Consider the following 20,501-nt stretch of genomic DNA (forward strand, 5'->3'; position numbering starts at 1 on the left):
CCGCCCCATGTGGCGCCGGGGACCCAAGTTAGTGCTTCGACGCGCGTCGCCGGTTCCATGCGCGTGCCGGCAAACGACAGCGCGGGCAGCGCGTCAGCGGGCCGCGCCGGGCGACGGCTGCGTCGCGATCTCGAGGCGCGTCAGCCACGCGAGCGCGTCGTCGCGCGACGCACCGCACATCTCGGCGGACGGCTGCAGCCCGGAACAGCACGCGGGCCGCTCGGGCCGGCCGAAGATCCGGCAGCGCAGGTCGTCGCCGAGCTGCACGCAGCGCACGCCGGCCGGCTTGCCGTCGGGCATTCCCGGAATCGGCGAGGAAATCGACGGCGCGATGCAGCATGCGCCGCACCCCTCGCGGCACGCATGCGGCGGCGGGACCTCGGCGGGCGCCGGACGGACAGGCATTTCGACGGACACTCGGCTCTCTCACGAACAACAAAAAACGGTGCGGCAACCGGACGCAGCGTGCGGCAGCCCACCGCGCATTGTGCCACCGCCGGCTGCGACGTTATTACACAATGCAGCCGGAACGCGCGTTCATATACTCCAAAGCATCCAAAAAGCGCGAGACCATCATGAGTTCCGGTTCTGCCGACACACTGTTCCGTCCCGATTTGCTCGCGAAGTACGGTGCGAACGGGCCGCGCTATACGTCCTACCCCACCGCGCTGCAGTTCCGCGACGAATTCGACCCGGCCGACTACGTGCGCGCCGCGGGCGATCCCGGCGCGTCGGCCAGCGACCTGTCGCTGTACTTTCACATCCCGTTCTGCAATACGGCCTGCTTCTATTGCGGCTGCAACAAGATCGCGACCAACAACCGCCGCCGCGCGCGCCCGTATCTCGAGCAACTGAAGCGCGAACTGGCGCTGCAGGCCGCGCTGTTCGATCCCGCGCGCCCGGTCACGCAGCTTCACTGGGGCGGCGGCACGCCGACCTTCCTGTCCGACGACGAAACGGCCGAGCTGATGGCGGCCACCCGCGAACATTTCGCGCTCGCGCCGGACGCCGACGCCGAGTTCTCGATCGAGATCGACCCGCGCACGGTCACGCCCGCGACGCTCGTCCACCTGCGCAACATCGGCTTCAACCGGCTGAGCCTCGGCGTGCAGGATTTCGATCCGGTCGTGCAGCAGGCGATCAACCGGGTCCAGCCGCTCGCGATGACGGCCGACCTGCTGTCGGCCGCGCGCACGACGGGCTTCCAATCGGTCAGCGTCGACCTGATCTACGGGCTGCCGCACCAGACGGTCGCCGTGTTCGCGCGCACGCTCGAGACGATCATCGAGCTCGCGCCGGACCGCCTGTCGGTATTCGGCTACGCGCACATGCCGCACCTGTTCAAGATGCAGCGGCAGATCGACGACGCGACGCTGCCGCCGCCCGCAACGCGCATCGCACTGCTCGGCCTCGCGATCGACATGCTGACGCAGGCCGGCTACGTGTACATCGGGATGGACCACTTCGCGCGGCCTTCCGACGAACTCGTGCGCGCGCAGCGCAACGGCACGCTGCAACGCAATTTCCAGGGCTACAGCACGCGCGCGGATACCGACCTGATCGGCTTCGGCGTGTCGTCGATCGGCAAGGTCGGCGACGTCTACGCACAGAACGCGAAGGACCTGCCGGCCTATGGCGCCGCGCTCGACGCGGGCCAGCTGCCGATCGCGCGCGGCGTGCGGCTCACGCCCGACGACCGGCTGCGCCGCGACGTGATCACGCAGCTGATGTGCAACCTCGAACTGCCGTTCTCGCATATCGAGGCGGCGCACGGGATCCGCTTCGCCGATCACTTCGCGCGCGAGCTCGACGCGCTGCGCGGGTTCGAGCAGGACGGCCTGCTGACCGTCGCCGGCGACCGCCTGACGATCCATGCGGCCGGCCGGATGGTCGTGCGCAACATCGCGATGGCGTTCGACGCGTACCTCGGCCAGACGCCGCATCAGCGCTACTCGCGCACCGTCTGACACCGCACGGCCGCATGCGGGCGGCCGGTTTGATAAAGTAAGGGGCTCCACGCCCCTGCAAGAACCCGCACGATGCGCACCACCAAAGCAACCCACGCGGTCGAACGCCTCAAGACCCGTTCCGGCAACCCGCAGTTCGCCGCCGTCGCGATGGCGGGCGGCCTGTTCTACCTGGTCGACCGCTCCGGCGGCACCGCCGAGAAACGCAGCGAGCCGCTGCCGCTCGACGAATTCGTCAGGTTCGTCGACGAATTCGGCCCCAAAAAGCCGCGCAAGGCGAGCAAGCTCGACCTCGCGTTCGAGGCGCAGATCAAGAAGAGCAAGGCGTAAAGGTCTGTTGCAGGCCGTCTGAAGGCTTCGCCGCCGCCCCGTTTGGTACAATCACGAAGTTTCTCTATCCCCGCTGATGGCCGACCTGGCTGCGTGACCACACCATGAATATCGAAAACGCGCGTTTCAACATGATCGAACAACAGATCCGGCCGTGGGACGTGCTGGATCTGGACGTCCTGGGCCTGCTGTCGATCGTCAAGCGTGAACACTACGTGTCGCCCGAACACCGCGATCTCGCGTTCGCCGACCTCGAGCTGCCGCTGCCCGGCGGCCGCAGCAAGATGCTGTTCCCGCGCGTCGAAGCGCGCGTGCTGCAGGAACTGGCGGTCAAGAAGCACGAGAACGTGCTCGTGATCGGCGCGGGTTCGGGCTACCTGGCCGCGCTGTTCGCGCATCGCGCGCAGCACGTGACGGCCGTCGAGATCGATCCGGCCATCGCGAAGTTCGCGGCCGACAACCTGCGCAACGACGGCGTGACGAACGCGGAAGTCGCACTCGGCGACGGTTCGCTCGGCTGGCCCGACAAGGCGCCGTACGACGTGATCTGCGTCGCGGGCGGCCTGCCGGTCGTGCCGCAGCAGATGCTCGAACAGCTGAAGATCGGCGGCCGCCTGTCGGCGTTCGTCGGCGGCCGTCCGGTGATGAAGGCGCAGGTCATCACGCGCATCGACGAGAAGCAGTACCGCGTCGCCGACGTATTCGAAACCTACGTCGACCACCTCGTCAACGCGATCGAACCGTCGCGTTTCAAGTTCTGAGCGGCGGCCCCATGCAGATCCTGACGCCCGCGATGCTTGCGGAATGGCTTCGCGATCCGGCGCGCCCCGCGCCGGTCGTGCTCGACGTGCGCGAGCCGTGGGAAATCTCGACCGCGCAGATCGCCGGCAGCGTGTCGATCCCGATGCAGCAGATCCCCGCGCGCAGCGAGGAGCTCGACGACGAAGCGGAAATCGTCTGCGTGTGCCATCACGGGATGCGCAGCGCGCAAGTCGCGATGTTCCTCGAATCGCGCGGCTTCACGAAGCTGTACAACCTGCAGGGCGGCATCGACGCGTGGTCGCGTGACGTCGATCCGTCCGTACCGCGTTACTGACCTTCCCGGCGGCGCATCGCGCGCCGCCACGGCGACCGGCGAGTAATAGCCGATCGCTCCAGTCCCGCCGAACGGGCGCGCATCGCGCGCCCGTTTGCGTTTCTGCTGCACCGTTCCATCCTCTTCCGTTTGTTTCCGCACGCCGGCCATCCGCGTCCGCTCGATGACGCGAGGCGGCGAGAACCCGGGCAACGCACCCGTCGAGCGGAGCGCCTCGCCCTTCCCCTGGCACTTCATGACCAAGCCGTGTGCACGCGACGCCGACACGACACGGCCGGATGCGTGCGCATCAATCCCGCGCCGCCCCCCTTCGACGTGTGACGCACGCGCTCGAACACGGGCGCCCGCCGTGCACCATTTGCGCCCGTGCGAGCGCACCGCAACGGATCGCGCATGCTGCACGACGCGTCATGCGCACCGCGCCGGCGCCCCGCGCCGCCCCGCACAGGCACGCCCGGCGTGCATCGGCGCGACTGGCACATGCCTTGCGTTACTCCGATGCCGGCGCCGCCACGGCGCACGCACATCCAACATGACAAGGGGATCCCGATGAAACGTCGCAGTCTGTTGAAGTTCGGTTCGATGGCCGGTGCACTCGCGCTGGCAGGCAAGAGTCCGTTCGCTCACGCGGCCGATGCGGGCACGGGCCCGATCAAGGTCGGCATCCTGCATTCGCTGTCGGGCACGATGGCAATCTCCGAAACGTCGCTGAAGGACACGGCGCTGATGACGATCGCAGAGATCAACAAGAACGGCGGCGTGATGGGCCGCAAGCTCGAGCCGGTGGTCGTCGATCCCGCATCGAACTGGCCGCTGTTCGCGGAGAAGGCGCGCCAGCTGCTCACGCAGGACAAGGTCGCGTGCGTGTTCGGCTGCTGGACGTCGGTGTCGCGCAAGTCGGTGCTGCCGGTGTTCGAGGAGCTGAACGGCCTGCTCTACTACCCGGTGCAATACGAAGGCGAGGAAATGTCGCGCAACGTGTTCTACACGGGCGCCGCGCCGAACCAGCAGGCGATCCCCGCCGTCGAGTACCTGATGAGCGCGGAAGGCGGCGGCGCGAAGCGCTTCTTCCTGCTCGGCACCGACTACGTGTATCCGCGCACGACCAACAAGATCCTGCGCGCGTTCCTGAAATCGAAGGGCGTGAAGGACGCCGACATTCAGGAGGTCTACACGCCGTTCGGCCACAGCGATTACCAGACGATCGTCGCGAACATCAAGAACTTCGCCCAGGGCGGCAAGACGACCGTGGTCTCGACGATCAACGGCGATTCGAACGTGCCGTTCTACAAGGAGCTCGGCAACCAGGGAATCAAGGCGACCGACGTGCCGGTGGTCGCGTTCTCGGTCGGCGAGGAAGAGCTGCGCGGGATCGACACGAAGCCGCTCGTCGGCCATCTCGCCGCGTGGAACTACTTCATGTCGGTGAAGAACCCGACCAACACGAAGTTCAAGGACCAGTTTGCCGCGTGGGTGAAGGCGAACAACCTGCCGGGCGGCGCGAAGCGCGTGACGAACGATCCGATGGAGGCGACCTACGTGGGCATCCACATGTGGAAGCAGGCCGTCGAAAAGGCGAAGAGCACCGACGTCGACAAGGTGCGCGTCGCGATGATCGGCCAGACCGTTGCCGGCCCCTCGGGCTTCACGCTCACGATGGACGGCAACCATCACCTGCACAAGCCGGTGATGATCGGCGAGATCCGCGGCGACGGGCAATTCAACGTCGTGTGGAAGACGAAGACCGCGGTGCGCGCGCAGCCGTGGAGCCCGTTCATCGCAGGCAACCAGGGCAAGCCGGACATCGTCAGCTCGATCCCGGCGTTCCTGCGCCGGCAGCGCGCGACGCTGGCCTGATGCGATGCGGGGCGCGGCGCACCGGCGTGGCGCTCCGCTTGCAGGCCGGTGCGCGAATGCCGGTACTCACCGTAACGCATCGCACGCGCACCGCCGCACGAACCCGCTTTCCCACGCCCGACAGGATCTCCCGATGCCTACACGCTTTCGCCGCGCCGCCGTCGCGGTCGTCGCCTGTGCCGCGCTGGCGGGCGCACTGCCGCGCGCCGCGTTCGCCCTGACGGCCGCCGATACCGCCGCGCTCGCCGGCGACGACTTCGACGCGAAGACGGCCGCGGTCGACCGTCTCGCCGCCGATGCCGACCCGCGCGCCGTCGCGTTGCTCAATGCGCTGTCGAGCGGCGACGCGCTCGCGACCGGCGACGGCCGCCTGCTGATCCAGACGGGCGACACCGCGCGCGACGCGCTCACGCAAGCCGCGACGCCGGCCGGCGACGCGCAGCCCGTGATGCTGAACAACCTGCTGCGCACGAAGATCGCCGGCGCGCTGTCGGGCCTCGCCCTCGCGTCGCCCGACGTCGCCGCGCGCCGCGACGCGATCGATGCGCTGCTGAAGTCGCCCGACCCGGCGCTCAAGCCGATGATCGATCGCGCGCGCGCGAAGGAAACCGATCCCGCGCTGAAACGCCGCCTCGACGCACTGTGGGCCATCGCCGCGCTGCACGACGCCGATCCGGCGAAGCGTCTCGATGCCGTGCAGGTGGTGGCCGCGCGCCGCGACCTCGACATGATCGAGCAATTGCGCCCCCTCGTCGCGAAGAATGCCGACGGCAGCTACACGGAACCCGACGCGCGCGTGCGCGACGCCGCGCAGCAAGGCCTCGACGCATTGCACGCGCTGCAGCGCCGCGGCGAAATCGCCGGCACCGTGTTCGCGGGCCTGTCGCTCGGCAGCGTGCTGCTGCTCGCGGCGCTCGGGCTCGCGATCACGTACGGGCTGATCGGCGTGATCAACATGGCGCACGGTGAATTCCTGATGATCGGTGCGTACGCAACCTATGTCGTGCAGACGCTGATCCAGCGCTACGCGCCGGCCGCGTTCGACTGGTATCCGCTCGTCGCGGTGCCCGTTTCGTTCGCGGCGGCCGCGCTGGTCGGCGTCGTGCTGGAGCGGCTCGTGCTGCGGCACCTGTACGGCCGCCCGCTCGAGACGCTGCTCGCGACCTTCGGCGTGAGCCTGATCCTGATCCAGGCGACGCGCATGCTGTTCGGCGCGCAGAACGTGCAGGTCGTGAACCCGTCGTGGATGAGCGGCGGCGTCACCGTGATGCAGAACCTGATCCTGCCGTACAACCGGCTCGCGATCCTCGCGTTCGCGCTCGCGGTCGTGTGCGTCGCGTGGGGCGTGCTGACGAAGACGCGGCTCGGCCTGTTCGTGCGCGCGGTCACGCAGAACCGCCGGATGGCCGCGTGCGTCGGCGTGAAGACCGCGCGCGTCGACGCGTATGCGTTCGCGTTCGGCGCGGGCATCGCGGGCCTCGGCGGCTGCGCGCTGTCGCAGATCGGCAACGTGGGCCCCGACCTCGGGCAGAACTACATCATCGATTCGTTCATGGCGGTCGTGCTCGGCGGGGTCGGCCAGATCGCCGGCACCGTGCTCGGCGGCTTCGGGCTCGGCCTCGTCAGCAAGGCGATCGAGCCGTTCTGGGGCGCCGTGCTCGCGAAGATCGCGGTGCTCGTGATGATCGTGCTGTTCATCCAGAAACGTCCGCAGGGCATGTTCGCCCCGAAGGGACGCAGCGCGGAGGCCTGACATGACTTCAATCACCGATTCGTTGTCGAAGCCGATCGCCGACGCGCCGAAGCCCGCTGCCGCCGCGCGTGCGGAAGAAAAATTCGCGCTCGGCCTGCCGCCCCGCCCCGCGCTGCTGTCGCGTCGCGCATGGCTCGCGCTCGTCGCGCTGTGCGTCGCGATCGGCATCGGCGTGCCGCTCGCCGCGCTGGTCGCGCCCGAGTCGAGCGCGTTCCATCTGTCCGCGTATGCGATGACGCTCGCCGGCAAGCTGATGTGCTACGCGATCGCCGCGCTCGCGCTCGATCTCGTGTGGGGCTACTGCGGCATTCTCAGCCTCGGCCACGGCCTCTTCTTCGCGCTCGGCGGTTATGCGATCGGCATGTACCTGATGCGCGAGATCGGCCGCGACGGCAAGTACGGCAGCGACCTGCCCGACTTCATGGTGTTTCTCGACTGGCATCAACTGCCGTGGTACTGGAGCGGCACGCAGCATCTCGCGTGGGCGCTCGCGCTGGTCGTGCTCGTGCCGGCCGTGCTCGCGTGGGTGTTCGGCTTCTTCACGTTCCGCTCGCGCGTGAAGGGCGTGTACCTGTCGATCATCACGCAGGCGCTGACGTTCGCGGCGATGCTGCTGTTCTTTCGCAACGAGACGGGCTTCGGCGGCAACAACGGCTTCACCGACTTCAAGCGCATCGCCGGGTTTCCGATCACGTCGCCCGGCACGCGTACGGTGCTGCTGCTGCTGACCTTCGCGACGCTCGTGCTCGCGTTCATCGTCGCGCGCGCAATCGTCACCAGCAAGCTCGGGCGCGTGGTCACCGCGGTGCGCGACGGCGAGACGCGGCTGATGTTCCTCGGCTACAGCCCACTCGCGTACAAGCTGTTCGTATGGACGCTGTCGGCCGTGCTGTGCGGGATCGCGGGCGCGTTGTACGTGCCGCAGGTCGGCATCATCAACCCCGGCGAGATGTCGCCCGGCAACTCGATCGAAATGGCGATCTGGGTCGCGGTGGGCGGGCGCGGCACGCTGATCGGGCCGATCGTCGGCGCGTTCGCGGTGAACGGCGCGAAGAGCCTCTTTACCGCGTACTTCGCCGAATACTGGCTGTTCTTTCTCGGCCTGATCTTCGTGCTCGTGCCGCTCCTGCTGCCGCGCGGCATCATGGGCCTCGTCGACACGCTGCTCGCAAAGGGGAAACGCGCATGAACGGCACCGCCCTCTACCAGTTCACGCCACCGCCCGAGGACGAGCTGCTGGCCGTCAGCGGCAGCGCATCGATGGGCCGCGTGGCGCCGCCCGGCATCGACACGTCGCATGGCACGATCCTCTACCTCGAGGACATCGAGGTGAGCTTCGACGGCTTTCGCGCGCTGAACAAGCTGTCGCTCGCGATCGACGCGGGCGAGCTGCGCTGCGTGATCGGCCCGAACGGCGCGGGCAAGACCACGATGATGGACGTGATCACCGGCAAGACGCGGCCCGATGCGGGCAAGGTGTTTCTCGGCCAGACCATCGACCTCGCGCGGATGAACGAACCCGGGATCGCGCGCGCGGGGATCGGCCGCAAGTTCCAGAAGCCGACCGTGTTCGAACAGCATCCGGTGTGGGAAAACCTCGAACTGGCGATGCAGACCGACAAGGGCTGGCTCGCGTCGCTGCGCGCGCGGCTCGACCGCGCGGCGCAGGCGAAGATCGAGGAGACGCTCGCGCTGATCGGCCTCGAAAGCGACGCGTATCGCGCGGCCGGCGAGTTGTCGCACGGGCAGAAGCAGCGGCTCGAGATCGGCATGCTGCTGATGCAGCGCCCCGCCCTGCTGCTGCTCGACGAGCCGGCGGCCGGGATGACCGACCACGAGACGATGGAGCTCGCGAAGCTGCTGAACACGCTGCGCGGCACCTGCTCGATGATGGTCGTCGAGCACGACATGGAGTTCGTCGCGGCGCTCGCGGGCGACACGGGCCGCGTGACGGTGATGGCCGAAGGCGCGGTGCTCGCGCAAGGCACGCTCGACCAGGTCAAGCGCGACGACGCGGTGATCGAGTCTTACCTCGGACGGTGACGCAATGCTGAAGATCGATGCACTGAACCAGTACTACGGCGGCAGCCACATCCTGCGCAACGTGACGCTGGCCGCCGACGACGGCAAGCTCACCGTGCTGCTCGGCCGCAACGGCGTCGGCAAGAGCACGCTGCTGCGCTGCCTGATGGGCGTCGTCGCCGCGAAGAGCGGCAGCGTGTCGTGGCGCGGCACCGCGCTCGGCGCACTGCCGCCGTATGCGCGCGTCGCGGCCGGGCTCGCGTACGTGCCGCAGGGCCGTGACATCTTTCCGCGGCTCACCGTCGAGGAGAACCTGCTCGTCGGCGCGGCAAGCCGCAAGGCGCCATCGAAAGTGCCCGACCGCATCTACGACCTGTTCCCGGTGCTGAAGGACATGCGCGCCCGGCGCGGCGGCGACCTGTCGGGCGGCCAGCAGCAGCAGCTCGCGATCGGCCGCGCGCTGATGAGCGAGCCGCAGTTGCTGATCCTCGACGAGCCGACCGAGGGCATCCAGCCGTCGATCATCCAGGACATCGGCCGCACGCTGCGCCAGCTCGTCGACGAATCGAAGATGACCGTGCTGCTCGTCGAGCAGTATTACGACTTCGCGCGCTCGATCGCAGACCATTACTGGGTGATGAGCCGCGGCGAGGTCATCGCCGGCGGCGATGCGCGGGACATGGAAACGAACGGCGTGCGCGAGCTGATCGCGGTGTAGCGCGCCACGCAGCGCAGGATTGCGCCCACGCGTGGCGCCGACGGTCGACGCATGTCACGCGATGGCCGGCGCCGTCGCCGCTCCCCTTCGCCACGTTCGGCAACCCGAACACCCAAGCGTATAGTGTTGCGGTAGCATCCTCGATCACCGCGCCCGTTCCCTGCTTCCCGCCGATGTCCGCCCTCGATTCCCACGCCCCGCTGTCCCGCCCCGCCGTCGCCAAGTCGTGGCGCGGCCGTCTCGAACTCGGCTTCGAACGGCACGGCGCGCGCACGACGCTCGTCCATCGGCTGCACGACGGCCCGCTGCGCGTGCAGCGGCCGCTGTATCCGGAAGGCGACGCGATCTGCCACGCGGTCATCGTCCACCCGCCGGGCGGTGTCGCGGGCGGCGACCGGCTCGACATCGACATCGCGCTCGGCGACGGCACGCACGCGGTGCTGACGACGCCCGGCGCGACCAAGTGGTACAAGTCGAACGGCCTCGACGCGACGCAACGCATCGGCATCACGGTCGGCGCGCACGCGAAGCTCGACTGGCTGCCGCAGAACAACCTGTTCTTCGACGCGGCCCACGCCGCGCTGGACTTCACGGTGACGCTCGGCGCGGGCGCGAGCGCGATCGGCTGGGACGCGACGCAGCTCGGCCGGCAGGCGGCCGGCGAAACGTGGTCGGCGGGCCGCATCGTGTCGGGTTCGGCACTCGTCGATGCCGACGGCCGGCCGCTGTGGACCGAGCGCGCGCTGCTCGACGCACACGATCCGCTGCGCGGCTCGCTGCAGGGCCTCGCCGGCTTTCCCGTGTACGGCACGCTGTGGGCGGCCGGCGCCGCGTGCGATGCCGCGCTCGCCGAAACGCTTGCCGCGCGGATGCCGTTCGACGACACGCTGCGCGCGGGCGCGACCTGCGTGACGCCGGGCGTCGTGCTGGTGCGCGCGGTGTCGACGTCGATGGAAGCGCTGCAGCGTCACTTCACCGACTGCTGGCTCCACCTGCGCCCGCTCGTGCACGGTGTCGACGCGCGACCGCTGCGCCTCTGGCAGACCTGAGCACGCGGCCCGGCACGCACCGTTTCGGCGCAGCAGCGACGCCCGCGTTGCCCACGATCCATGCATCGCGCACCACGATCGCGCATCGCCGCACGCCGCACCGACATGGCACGCACCTTGCTGCTTACATATCGGATACACGACGCAGGAACAACGGCGCGGTGCTACGATGAACCGCGCCCCCGCCGGCATCCCGCGCACCGATAAAAATTACGTTTTCCTGAACGACTGCCTTCATGAAACTGACTCCCCGAGAAAAGGACAAGCTGCTGATCTTCACGGCAGCGCTGCTGGCCGAGCGCCGCCGCGCGCGCGGGCTGAAGCTCAACTATCCGGAAGCGGTCGCGTTCATCACCGCCGCGCTGATGGAAGCCGCGCGCGACGGCAAGACCGTCGCCGAGGTGATGCACTACGGCACGACGCTGCTCACGCGCGACGACGTGATGGACGGCGTGCCGGAGATGATCCCCGACATCCAGGTCGAGGCGACCTTCCCGGACGGCACCAAGCTCGTCACCGTCCACCACCCGATTCCGTGACCGAGGTAGCACGCATGATCCCCGGCGAAATCCTCACCGACGACGGCGAGCACGAACTGAACGCGGGCCGCGCGACGATCTCGCTCGTCGTCGCGAACACCGGCGACCGCCCGGTGCAGGTCGGCTCGCACTACCACTTCTTCGAAGTCAACGACGCGCTGTCGTTCGATCGCGCGGCCTCGCGTGGCTTCCGGCTCAACATCGCGGCCGGCACGGCCGTGCGCTTCGAGCCGGGCCAGACGCGCACCGTCGAGCTCGTCGAGCTGGCCGGCGAACGCGCCGTCTATGGTTTTCAGGGCAAGGTGATGGGGCCGCTGTAAGCCGCGCCCCGCTCTTCAGGAACAGCACATGACACTACGCTTGAGCCGCCGCGCGTACGCGGAAATGTTCGGGCCGACGACGGGCGACCGCGTGCGGCTCGCCGATACCGAACTGCTGATCGAGATCGAACGCGACTTCACGACCTACGGCGAGGAGGTGAAATTCGGCGGCGGGAAGGTGATTCGCGACGGGATGGGCCAGTCGCAGCGCGTGGCCGCCGACGTGCCCGACACGATCATCACGAACGCGGTGATCCTCGATCACTGGGGCATCGTGAAGGCCGACATCGCGATCAAGCACGGCCGGATCGCCGCGATCGGCAAGGCCGGCAATCCCGACATCCAGCCCGGCGTGACGATCGCGATCGGCGCGGCGACCGAAGTGATCGCCGGCGAAGGGCTGATCGTGACGGCCGGCGGCATCGATACGCACATCCACTTCATCAGCCCGCAGCAGATCGACGAAGCGCTCGCGTCGGGCGTCACGACGATGCTCGGCGGCGGCACGGGGCCGGCCACCGGCACCAACGCGACGACCTGCACGCCGGGCCCGTGGCACATGGAGCGGATGCTGCAGGCGGCCGACGGCTGGCCGATCAACCTCGGCTTCCTCGGCAAGGGCAACGCGAGCCTGCCGCAGCCGCTCGTCGAGCAGATCGCGGCCGGCGCGATCGGCCTGAAGCTGCATGAAGACTGGGGCACGACGCCCGCCGCGATCGACAACTGCCTGTCGGTCGCCGACGATACCGACACGCAGGTCGCGATCCACACCGACACGCTGAACGAAGGCGGCTTCGTCGAATCGACCGTCGCCGCGTTCAAGGGCCGCACGATCCACACGTACCACACCGAAGGCGCGGGCGGTGGCCATGCGCCCGACATCCTGAAGGTGTGCGGCGAAGCGAACGTGCTGCCGTCGTCGACCAACCCGACGCGCCCGTACACGATCAACACGCTCGACGAGCATCTCGACATGCTGATGGTGTGTCACCACCTCGATCCGTCGATCGCCGAGGATCTCGCGTTCGCCGAATCGCGGATCCGCCGCGAGACGATCGCGGCCGAAGATATCCTGCACGATCTCGGCGCGCTGTCGATGCTGTCGTCCGACTCGCAGGCGATGGGCCGCGTCGGCGAAGTGATCATCCGTACCTGGCAGACCGCGCACAAGATGAAGGTGCAGCGCGGCGCGCTGCCCGAGGACGGCGCGCGCAACGACAACTTCCGCGCGAAACGCTACGTTGCGAAGTACACGATCAACCCGGCGATCACGCACGGCATCGCGCACGAAGTCGGTTCGATCGAACCCGGCAAGTGGGCCGACCTCGTGTTGTGGGAGCCCGCATTCTTCGGGATCAAGCCGTCGATGATCCTGAAGGGCGGGATGATCGCGATGGCGCAGATGGGCGACCCGAACGCGTCGATCCCGACGCCGCAGCCGGTCCACTACCGCGAGATGTTCGCCACGCGCGGCGGTGCGCTCGCGCGCACGTCGCTGACCTTCGTGTCGCAGATGGCGGCCGACGCGGGCATCGCCGAACGCTACGGGCTCGCGAAGCGCGTCGTGCCCGTGCGCAACTGCCGCAACGTGACGAAGGCCGACATGATCCACAACGCATGGCGCCCGTCGATCAGCGTCGATCCCGAAACCTACGACGTGATCGCCGACGGCCAGCTGCTCACCTGCGAGCCGGCGACGGTGCTGCCGATGGCGCAGCGCTATTTCCTGTTCTGATTTCCGGTTTTCCGTTCCATGCGCACCCTCGACAAACGCATTGCCCCGAACGTGAAGCTCGCCGCGTCGCTCGTCGCGCGCGCGCCGACGCTCACGCTCGCCTATGACGCCCGCTGCAAGAGCCGCCTCGCGGCCACGCTCGACACCGGCGAGGACGTCGCGGTCCTGCTGCCGCGCGGCACCGTGCTGCGCGACGGCGACGTGCTCGTCGCCGACGACGGCGCGCTCGTGCGCGTCACCGCTGCCTCCGAGACCGTGCTGCTGGTGCGCGCGGCCGACCCGCTCACGCTGATGCGCGCCGCGTATCACCTCGGCAACCGTCACACGCCGGTCGAGATCGGCGACGGTTACCTGAAGCTCGAAGCCGATCCGGTGCTCGCTGACATGCTGCGCCGGCTCGACACGCAGGTCGAAGAAACGAGCGCACCGTTCCAGCCGGAAGCCGGCGCATATGGTGGCGGCCACAAGCACGGGCACGATGCGACGTTCGCCGAGGACTACGCGCTCGCGCAGCAGGTCTTCGGCGAACACCACGGCCACTCGCACTCGCACGATCACGATCACGATCACGATCATCAGCATGGTCCCGGCTGCTCGCACGGCCACCACGGTCATGACCACCACTGAGCTCGTCGCGCTGCTGCATCTCGCGTCGCCCGCATTGCCGATCGGCGCGTTCAGCTATTCGCAGGGACTCGAAGCCGCGCTCGACGCGAACCTGATCCGCGACGCCGACACCGCGTGCGACTGGATCGCGAGCGGGCTGACCGACGTGCTCGCACACGGCGAGCTGCCGTTCCTCGCGCACCAGCTCGCGCGCTGGCACGCGCACGACGCCGACGCGCTGGCGCGCGAGAACGCATGGTTCGTCGCGAGCCGCGAATCGGCGGAGCTGCGCCGCGAGACCGAACAGATGGGCTGGTCGCTCGCGCAACTGTGCGCGTCGCTCGAATGGGGCGATCCCGCGCGCCGCGCGACGCTCGCATCGCTCACGCCGATCGCGCTGCCGACCGCATTCGCATACGCGGCCGCCGCACACGGTGCCGGCGCCGACGCCACGCTCGCCGCATACGCGTTCGGCTGGGTCGAGAACCAGACATCGGCCGCGCTGAAAGCGGTGCCGCTCGGCCAGCTCGCCGGCCAGCGCATCATCGTCGCGCTGCGCGGCGCGATCGACGCGGCCGTGCGCCGCGCGCTCGCGACGCCGCCCGACGCCATCAACACGTTCGCGCCGCAGCTCGGCATCCTGTCCGCACGGCACGAAACCCAGTATTCGCGGTTGTTCCGCTCCTGAACCCGATCCACGCCATGAACGCACCCGCAACCTCCTCCGCCCGCCGCACCAAGAAACTGCCGCCGCTGCGCGTCGGCATCGGCGGCCCGGTCGGCTCCGGCAAGACCACGCTGCTCGAAATGCTGTGCAAGGCGATGCGCGAGCGCTACGACCTCGTCGCGATCACGAACGACATCTATACGAAGGAAGACCAGCGCCTGCTGACGGTCGCGGGCGCGCTGCCCGAGGAACGCATCATGGGCGTCGAGACGGGCGGCTGCCCGCACACGGCGATCCGCGAGGATGCGTCGATCAACCTCGAGGCCGTCGACCGCATGCTGTCGCGCTTCCCCGACGCCGACATCGTGTTCATCGAATCGGGCGGCGACAATCTCGCGGCGACCTTCAGCCCCGAGCTGTCGGACCTGACGATCTACGTGATCGACGTGGCCGGCGGCGAGAAGATTCCGCGCAAGGGCGGGCCCGGTATCACGAAGTCCGACCTGCTCGTGATCAACAAGACGGATCTCGCGCCGCTCGTCGGCGCGAACCTCGACGTGATGGCGTCCGACACGAAGAAGATGCGCGGCGAGCGGCCTTACGTGATGACGAACCTGAAGGCGCTCGAGGGCGTCGCCGATGTCGTCGCGTTCATCGAAAGGAAAGGATTGCTGACGGTGTGAGCGACGCGGCGGCGACATGCCGCCGCCACGTCGGCCCGGGGGACGGCCCTGCGCCGCCCGCTCAGTCGTCGGATGCGTCGGCCGCGCCGTGCATCGCACGCCCGCCGCGCTCGACGGGCGGCAGCAGCGCCGCGAGCACGTCCACCGAGCGCGCGGTCGCGCCGCGATGGCGCGACGCGAACGCGGCGCCGGCCGCGCCCATCGCGACGCGCCGCGCGTGGTCGGCGAACAGCGCATCGAGCACGTGCGCGAGATCGAGCGGATCCGCGACCTGCATCGCCGCGCCGGCCGCGACCGCATCGGCGGTCGCCTGCGTGAAGTTGAACACGTGCGGGCCGATCAGCACCGGCACGCCGACCGCACACGCCTCGATCAGGTTCTGCCCGCCGAGCGGCAGCAGGCTGCCGCCGATGAACGCGACGTCGGCGGCCGCATAGTACGCGCCGAGTTCCCCCATCGAATCGCCGAGCAGCACCGTCACGTCGGCCGGCAACGGTTCGGCGGCCGGTCGGCCGGCCGCGAGCGCCGCGGCGTCGGCGCTCCACACCGAACGCCGCACGCACTTGAACCCATTGCGCGCGACCAGCGCTTCCACTTCGGCGAAGCGCTGCGGATGACGCGGCACGAGAATCAGCAGCGCACCGGCCGTCTTCATCGCGGCGAACGCCTGCAGCACCAGCGCCTCCTCGTTCTCGCGCGTGCTGGCCGCGACCCACACCGGCCGCGTGCCGATCGCGTCGCGCCATGCGTGGCCGCGCGCCGCCAGTTCCGGCGGCGTCGTCATGTCGAACTTCAGGTTGCCCAGCACCGCCACGTTGCGTGCACCGAGCGACGTCAGCCGCTCCGCGTCGGCCGGGCTCTGCGCGAGCACGCGCGAGAATCCGCCGAACACGTCGCGCGTCGCCGCGCCGAACTTCGCCGCGCGCCGATGCGAGCGCGCGGACATCCGCGCGTTGGTCAGCACGAGCGGCACGTCCGCGCGGCGGCACTCGTCGACCAGCGTCGGCCACACCTCGGTTTCCATCACGAGGCCGAGCGTCGGCCGCCAGGCGCGCAGGAAGCGCCGCACCGCGCCCGGCATGTCGTACGGCAGGTAGCAGCGCAGCACGCGCTCGCCGAAGATCTGCTCGCCGGTCGCGCGGCCGCTCGGCGTCATGTGCGTGAGCAGGATGCGTGCGTCGGGCCGCGCGCGCATCAGCGCGTCGATCAGCGGCTGCGCGGCGCGCGTCTCGCCGACCGACACCGCATGCACCCAGATCAGCGGCGCGCGATCGTCCGGCGAACGGCCGGCGACGTGGCCGAAGCGCTCGCCGATGTGCTCGCGATAGCCGCGCTCCTTGCGCGAGCGCACGAGGAGCCGGATCACCGCGATCGGCGCGACGAGCCACCACAGCGCGCGATAGATCGCCCTCAGCATGCAGCAGCCCTCGTATTGCGTCGGTGAAAAGGCGCGCTCAAACCAGCGCCCTGCCCTGCAGGCGCTCGAGAATCCCGAGCGGCGCGCATTCGCGACGCACCATCGCGTCGACCGGCAGGAAGAAGGTCTGCTCGAGCATGAACTGGCCGGACATCACAGCGTGCGAAGTCTGATCGGAGAAACATATCCACACGCTGCCCGGCGGAAACGGCATCGTCTGCTGTGGACAAGTCTTCTGGTAGTCGAGATCGGCTTTCATCCCGTCGTGCAGGTTCAGCATCAGGTGGTCGTACGCGCTGCGCGGCGACTTCGTCACGTGCAGCAGGTTCAACAGCCACGCCGAGCCCGGCAACTGCGGCCGGATCTTCGGCAGGAAGCGCTTCGCGACGTCCTCGAACGGCTCGCCGACACGCCACACGCGCGGCACGCCGGCCGGGTTCACGTTCGTGAACACGCGCAGGATCCGCTCGCCGTAGTTCGGCCGCGACGGGAACGCGTCGACGTGCAGCCGGCTGTCGTCCTTGCGCCAGGATGTCTGGCGCGTCTCGACCTGCATCAGCCGCAGGCTCGTCGGCGCGACGCGCAGCTTGCCGCGGTATTCGGGAAACAGGCCGTCGACGAGCGTGCCGGCCTGCTGCTGGAAGCGCGCGACCAGCGCGCGCACGGCCGATTGCGTGACGCTGTCGCCGAGCACGCCGACGAGCGCGCCGCCGTTCGGCGCGAGGCTGATGTTCTTGCGTTTCGGGTCGGCGAGCGCCGGATCGAGCAACGCTTCCTCGCCGCCTTCGATCGCGAAGCGCAGGTGCGGGAAATACAGCACCTTGCCTTCCTCGACCGCGGCGAGCAGCTGCTCGCGCGGCGTCGACAGGTTGTGTCCGCTCCAGTCGGCGGACGGGACTTCGATGATCTGGGATTCGCTCATGATCGGTTCGCGTGCGTGACAGGCAAGGCAGGCAGGACAGGCATGACGGGCATCACAGCAGGCCGAAGCCCGCGAGTGCCGCCTTCACCTGCGCGATCGACGGCGGCTGCCCCGCCGTGCCGAGATTGACGACGTTCGGCGACCAGTATCCGCCGGTGCGCCAGGCCGTCGCGAAATTGTACAGTTCGACCGTCGGACGCTTCAGCGCGGCCGCGATGTGAACCAGACCTGTATCAACCCCGACCGTCGCGGCCGCGCCGTCGATCAGGCCGACGACGGCCGGCAGCGACAGCTTCGGCGGCACGATCGCCGCCGCGCCGAACGACTGAGCGAGCCGCTCGCTGGTCGCGCGCTCCGCGTCGTTGCCCCACGGCAGCACGAGCGACGCGCCGCGCCGCACGAGCGCCTGGCCGAGCTCGATCCAAGCGGCATCCGGCCACTGCTTGTCGGCGCGCGACGTCGCATGCACGAACACCACGTACGGCACCGGCAGGTTCAGGCCGAGCGTCGCGACCGCGCGCGCCGCCGCGCGCGTATCGAGGCCGAAGTCGACCGGATCGGCCGGCGTCGGCGCCGGGTCGCCCAGCGCGGCCGCGACCAGCTGGCGCGAACGCTCGACCACGTGCGTGCGCGGCGCGATCGGCACGCGCTTGCGATAGAAGAAGCGCACCGGCCATTCGTAGCCGGCGCCGTCGGTGCGATTGCCGAGGCCGGCGAGCGGGCCGCGCGCCCAGCTCGCGACCCAGGCCGTCTTGATGAGCCCCTGGCAGTCGATCACGAGGTCGTACTGCTCGGCCGCGAGGCGCTTGCGGAACGCGCGGATCTCGCGCCACGTCGCGCCCGAGAACGGCTTCTTGCGCCAGCGGCGCAACGAGAACGGCAGCACGTCGCGCACGCCGTCGACGAGCCGCACGAGGTCGACGAAGCTCTCCTCGACGAGCCAGTCGATCTGCGCGTCGGGATGGCGACGCCGGATATCGGCGATCACCGGCATGTTGTGCACGACGTCGCCCAGCGACGACACGCGCACGATCAGGATCTTTTGCACGCTGAAAAAACGCCGGCGGACAGCCGGCGACAGGCATAAAGACGCGATTTTATCGCGCCCGGGGAGGCACACAGGCAAAAAGCGGCCGCACGCCGTCAGCGTGCGCCGCTTTTCGGGAATGGCGCGACGATCCTTCTACCGTCGTCGCACCGGCGGCGGCCCGCAGGCCGCCGGGGTTCAGAACGGCAGCTCGACGTCCGGCTTCGCGGCCGTCAGCACGCGGCGGAAGTCCGCCTGGATGCGCTCGAGCCCTTCCTTGGTCTCCGCTTCAAAGCGCAGCACGACCACCGGCGTCGTGTTCGACGAACGCGCGAGGCCGAAGCCGTCCGGGTACTCGACGCGCAGGCCGTCGATCGTCACGACTTCGTCGGCGCCGTCGAACTTCGCTTCCTTCTGCAGCTTCTCGATCAGGCGGAAGTTCTCGCCCTCCTCGAGCTTGAGCTGCAGCTCCGGCGTGCTCATCGCGTCCGGCAGCGCGTTGAGCAGCGCGCTCGGATCGGCCGTCTTCGCGAGGATCTCGAGCAGGCGCGCGCCCGTGTAGAGACCGTCGTCGAAGCCGTACCAGCGATCCTTGAAGAACACGTGGCCGCTCATCTCGCCCGCGAGCGGTGCGCCCGTCTCGCGCAGCTTCGCCTTCACGAGCGAATGGCCCGTCTTCCACATCAGCGGCTCGCCGCCCTTCGCCTTCACCCACTGCGCGAGATGGCGCGTGCACTTCACGTCGTAGATGATCTGCGCGCCCGGGTTGCGCGACAGCACTTCTTCCGCGAACAGCATCAGCTGGCGGTCCGGGAAGATGATCTGGCCGTCCTTCGTGACGACGCCCAGGCGGTCGCCGTCGCCGTCGAACGCGAAGCCGAGTTCGGCGTCGGTATCCTTCAGCGCCTGGATCACGTCCTGCAGGTTTTCCGGGTGCGCGGGATCGGGGTGGTGGTTCGGGAACGTGCCGTCGATGTCGGTGAAGCGCTCGACGAGCGTGCAGCCGAGCGCCTTGAACAGGCGCGTCGCGAGCGGGCCCGCGACGCCGTTGCCGGCGTCGACGACCAGCTTCAGCGGGCGCGCGAGCTTCACGTCGCCAACGATGCGCGCGATGTACTGATCGGCGACATCGAACTGCTCGAACGCGCCGCTGCCCGTTTCATAGCGCTCGTCGACGATGCGGCGGTACAGCGCCTGGATCTGCTCGCCGTAGATCGCCGCGCCGCGCAGCACCATCTTGAAGCCGTTGTAGTCGGGCGGGTTGTGGCTGCCGGTGACGACGATGCACGAATCGACGCGGCGCTCGCCGTCCTTCAGCGCGAGCGGCACGCTCGCCGCGAAATAGCCGACCGGCGTGGGCACCATGCCGACGTCGACGACGTCGACGCCTGCCGCACGCAGGCCATCGGCGAGCGCGCCGACGAGCTCGGGCCCCGACAGGCGGCCGTCGCGCGCGACGACGACCGCGTCGCCGCCCTGGGCGCGCACTTCGCTGCCGAATGCCCGGCCGATCGCGCGCGCCGTGTCGGCGTCGAGCGTCTTGCCGACCACACCGCGAATGTCATATGCCTTGAAGATGGATTGGGAGATCATCGATTCTCTCTGGGTTGCGTGCATGGAAAATAATCTGGCCGCCTTTCGCGCATGCCGGCCATCGTACATGCGGGCCTTGCGGAACAAGGAACGGGACGGCTGGAGCGGCCCCGATCCCACTTATAATCGCGGGTTTTGATGACGCGTATTTTGTCCATTTTAATGCCTAGCCGCTCCGCCGCCGCCAACCCGCCGCCTTC

General features: G+C 68.9%; 21 protein-coding genes. 16 read left to right on the top strand and 5 right to left on the bottom strand.

Going from position 1 to position 20,501, the window contains the following annotated elements:
• Positions 1–93 precede the first annotated feature (93 nt).
• Positions 94–405, bottom strand: coding sequence for a YkgJ family cysteine cluster protein (locus DIE04_RS10640; protein ID WP_044846310.1), 312 nt, complete (start codon positions 403–405; stop codon positions 94–96).
• 170 nt (positions 406–575) lie between these two features.
• Here DIE04_RS10640 and hemN point away from each other — a divergent pair, with 170 nt between their 5' ends.
• The 16 genes from hemN (at position 576) to ureG (ending at position 15,342) form a co-directional block, all read left to right on the top strand.
• Positions 576–1,967: an oxygen-independent coproporphyrinogen III oxidase gene (gene hemN, locus DIE04_RS10645; protein WP_124551311.1), complete on the top strand. Its 1,392-nt coding sequence runs from the start codon at positions 576–578 to the stop codon at positions 1,965–1,967.
• 72 nt (positions 1,968–2,039) lie between these two features.
• Complete coding sequence (locus DIE04_RS10650; protein WP_044846256.1) at positions 2,040–2,297, top strand: hypothetical protein; 258 nt, start codon at positions 2,040–2,042, stop codon at positions 2,295–2,297.
• 104 nt (positions 2,298–2,401) lie between these two features.
• Complete coding sequence (locus DIE04_RS10655) at positions 2,402–3,058, top strand: protein-L-isoaspartate O-methyltransferase (protein WP_124487749.1); 657 nt, start codon at positions 2,402–2,404, stop codon at positions 3,056–3,058.
• Between the two features lie 11 nt (positions 3,059–3,069).
• The gene (locus DIE04_RS10660) at positions 3,070–3,393 is read left to right on the top strand and encodes a rhodanese-like domain-containing protein (protein WP_006758748.1); all 324 of its coding nucleotides are present in this window, start codon (positions 3,070–3,072) and stop codon (positions 3,391–3,393) included.
• A gap of 549 nt (positions 3,394–3,942) precedes the next feature.
• Entirely contained in the window at positions 3,943–5,250 is a 1,308-nt protein-coding gene (urtA, locus tag DIE04_RS10665; protein WP_124551310.1) for an urea ABC transporter substrate-binding protein, read from the top strand.
• Between the two features lie 133 nt (positions 5,251–5,383).
• Positions 5,384–7,003: an urea ABC transporter permease subunit UrtB gene (urtB, locus tag DIE04_RS10670; protein WP_124551309.1), complete on the top strand. Its 1,620-nt coding sequence runs from the start codon at positions 5,384–5,386 to the stop codon at positions 7,001–7,003.
• 1 nt (position 7,004) lies between these two features.
• Positions 7,005–8,192: an urea ABC transporter permease subunit UrtC gene (gene urtC, locus DIE04_RS10675; protein WP_124572992.1), complete on the top strand. Its 1,188-nt coding sequence runs from the start codon at positions 7,005–7,007 to the stop codon at positions 8,190–8,192.
• Positions 8,189–9,046 carry an urea ABC transporter ATP-binding protein UrtD gene (urtD, locus tag DIE04_RS10680; RefSeq protein ID WP_124521602.1) on the top strand — a complete coding sequence of 286 codons (858 nt, stop codon included), beginning with the start codon at positions 8,189–8,191 and terminating at the stop codon, positions 9,044–9,046. Before urtC ends, urtD begins: the two co-directional genes overlap by 4 nt.
• Positions 9,047–9,050: 4 nt before the next feature.
• Positions 9,051–9,743 (top strand): urea ABC transporter ATP-binding subunit UrtE, encoded by a 693-nt coding sequence (gene urtE / locus DIE04_RS10685; protein ID WP_124521600.1) that lies wholly within the window; start codon positions 9,051–9,053, stop codon positions 9,741–9,743.
• 173 nt (positions 9,744–9,916) lie between these two features.
• Positions 9,917–10,792, top strand: coding sequence for an urease accessory protein UreD (locus DIE04_RS10690; protein ID WP_124521598.1), 876 nt, complete (start codon positions 9,917–9,919; stop codon positions 10,790–10,792).
• 236 nt (positions 10,793–11,028) lie between these two features.
• Entirely contained in the window at positions 11,029–11,331 is a 303-nt protein-coding gene (gene ureA / locus DIE04_RS10695; RefSeq protein WP_006406310.1) for an urease subunit gamma, read from the top strand.
• Positions 11,332–11,345: 14 nt separating this feature from the next.
• On the top strand, positions 11,346–11,651 hold the full coding sequence (locus tag DIE04_RS10700) for an urease subunit beta (RefSeq protein WP_124521596.1): 306 nt from the start codon (positions 11,346–11,348) through the stop codon (positions 11,649–11,651).
• Positions 11,652–11,679: 28 nt separating this feature from the next.
• Positions 11,680–13,386 (top strand): urease subunit alpha, encoded by a 1,707-nt coding sequence (ureC, locus tag DIE04_RS10705; protein ID WP_044846265.1) that lies wholly within the window; start codon positions 11,680–11,682, stop codon positions 13,384–13,386.
• 18 nt (positions 13,387–13,404) lie between these two features.
• Complete coding sequence (ureE, locus tag DIE04_RS10710) at positions 13,405–14,013, top strand: urease accessory protein UreE (RefSeq protein WP_124572994.1); 609 nt, start codon at positions 13,405–13,407, stop codon at positions 14,011–14,013.
• The gene (locus tag DIE04_RS10715; protein ID WP_124522160.1) at positions 14,000–14,680 is read left to right on the top strand and encodes an urease accessory protein UreF; all 681 of its coding nucleotides are present in this window, start codon (positions 14,000–14,002) and stop codon (positions 14,678–14,680) included. The genes ureE and DIE04_RS10715 overlap by 14 nt, the downstream gene beginning before the upstream one ends.
• Positions 14,681–14,694: 14 nt before the next feature.
• A complete protein-coding gene (gene ureG / locus DIE04_RS10720) occupies positions 14,695–15,342 on the top strand; it encodes an urease accessory protein UreG (protein ID WP_044846268.1) in 648 nt (215 codons plus the stop codon).
• A 61-nt stretch (positions 15,343–15,403) separates the two neighbouring features.
• On the opposite strand, the gene waaA is transcribed toward ureG, so the two are convergent.
• The 4 genes from waaA to DIE04_RS10740 form a co-directional block, all read right to left on the bottom strand.
• Entirely contained in the window at positions 15,404–16,759 is a 1,356-nt protein-coding gene (waaA, locus tag DIE04_RS10725; RefSeq protein ID WP_124521588.1) for a lipid IV(A) 3-deoxy-D-manno-octulosonic acid transferase, read from the bottom strand.
• Positions 16,760–16,796: 37 nt separating this feature from the next.
• Complete coding sequence (locus tag DIE04_RS10730) at positions 16,797–17,681, bottom strand: Kdo hydroxylase family protein (protein WP_124521586.1); 885 nt, start codon at positions 17,679–17,681, stop codon at positions 16,797–16,799.
• 52 nt (positions 17,682–17,733) lie between these two features.
• Complete coding sequence (gene waaC, locus DIE04_RS10735) at positions 17,734–18,729, bottom strand: lipopolysaccharide heptosyltransferase I (RefSeq protein WP_124487740.1); 996 nt, start codon at positions 18,727–18,729, stop codon at positions 17,734–17,736.
• A gap of 177 nt (positions 18,730–18,906) precedes the next feature.
• Positions 18,907–20,301, bottom strand: coding sequence for a phosphomannomutase/phosphoglucomutase (locus DIE04_RS10740; protein ID WP_124572996.1), 1,395 nt, complete (start codon positions 20,299–20,301; stop codon positions 18,907–18,909).
• Positions 20,302–20,501: the final 200 nt, after the last annotated feature.

Source organism: Burkholderia sp. Bp8994, assembly GCF_003853805.1.
GTDB lineage: Bacteria > Pseudomonadota > Gammaproteobacteria > Burkholderiales > Burkholderiaceae > Burkholderia.

Excerpts from the sequence above, each read along its gene's own strand:
- hemN (WP_124551311.1), top strand. The coding sequence starts at position 576 with ATGAGTTCCGGTTCTGCCGACACACTGTTCCGTCCCGATTTGCTCGCG.
- urtD (WP_124521602.1), top strand. The coding sequence starts at position 8,189 with ATGAACGGCACCGCCCTCTACCAGTTCACGCCACCGCCCGAGGACGAG.
- DIE04_RS10690 (WP_124521598.1), top strand. The coding sequence starts at position 9,917 with ATGTCCGCCCTCGATTCCCACGCCCCGCTGTCCCGCCCCGCCGTCGCC.
- urtA (WP_124551310.1), top strand. The coding sequence starts at position 3,943 with ATGAAACGTCGCAGTCTGTTGAAGTTCGGTTCGATGGCCGGTGCACTC.
- ureE (WP_124572994.1), top strand. The coding sequence starts at position 13,405 with ATGCGCACCCTCGACAAACGCATTGCCCCGAACGTGAAGCTCGCCGCG.
- DIE04_RS10660 (WP_006758748.1), top strand. The coding sequence starts at position 3,070 with ATGCAGATCCTGACGCCCGCGATGCTTGCGGAATGGCTTCGCGATCCG.
- ureG (WP_044846268.1), top strand. The coding sequence starts at position 14,695 with ATGAACGCACCCGCAACCTCCTCCGCCCGCCGCACCAAGAAACTGCCG.
- urtB (WP_124551309.1), top strand. The coding sequence starts at position 5,384 with ATGCCTACACGCTTTCGCCGCGCCGCCGTCGCGGTCGTCGCCTGTGCC.
- DIE04_RS10740 (WP_124572996.1), bottom strand. The coding sequence starts at position 20,301 with ATGATCTCCCAATCCATCTTCAAGGCATATGACATTCGCGGTGTGGTC.
- DIE04_RS10700 (WP_124521596.1), top strand. The coding sequence starts at position 11,346 with ATGATCCCCGGCGAAATCCTCACCGACGACGGCGAGCACGAACTGAAC.
- ureA (WP_006406310.1), top strand. The coding sequence starts at position 11,029 with ATGAAACTGACTCCCCGAGAAAAGGACAAGCTGCTGATCTTCACGGCA.
- ureC (WP_044846265.1), top strand. The coding sequence starts at position 11,680 with ATGACACTACGCTTGAGCCGCCGCGCGTACGCGGAAATGTTCGGGCCG.
- urtC (WP_124572992.1), top strand. The coding sequence starts at position 7,005 with ATGACTTCAATCACCGATTCGTTGTCGAAGCCGATCGCCGACGCGCCG.
- DIE04_RS10650 (WP_044846256.1), top strand. The coding sequence starts at position 2,040 with ATGCGCACCACCAAAGCAACCCACGCGGTCGAACGCCTCAAGACCCGT.
- DIE04_RS10655 (WP_124487749.1), top strand. The coding sequence starts at position 2,402 with ATGAATATCGAAAACGCGCGTTTCAACATGATCGAACAACAGATCCGG.
- DIE04_RS10730 (WP_124521586.1), bottom strand. The coding sequence starts at position 17,681 with ATGAGCGAATCCCAGATCATCGAAGTCCCGTCCGCCGACTGGAGCGGA.
- waaA (WP_124521588.1), bottom strand. The coding sequence starts at position 16,759 with ATGCTGAGGGCGATCTATCGCGCGCTGTGGTGGCTCGTCGCGCCGATC.
- DIE04_RS10640 (WP_044846310.1), bottom strand. The coding sequence starts at position 405 with ATGCCTGTCCGTCCGGCGCCCGCCGAGGTCCCGCCGCCGCATGCGTGC.
- DIE04_RS10715 (WP_124522160.1), top strand. The coding sequence starts at position 14,000 with ATGACCACCACTGAGCTCGTCGCGCTGCTGCATCTCGCGTCGCCCGCA.
- urtE (WP_124521600.1), top strand. The coding sequence starts at position 9,051 with ATGCTGAAGATCGATGCACTGAACCAGTACTACGGCGGCAGCCACATC.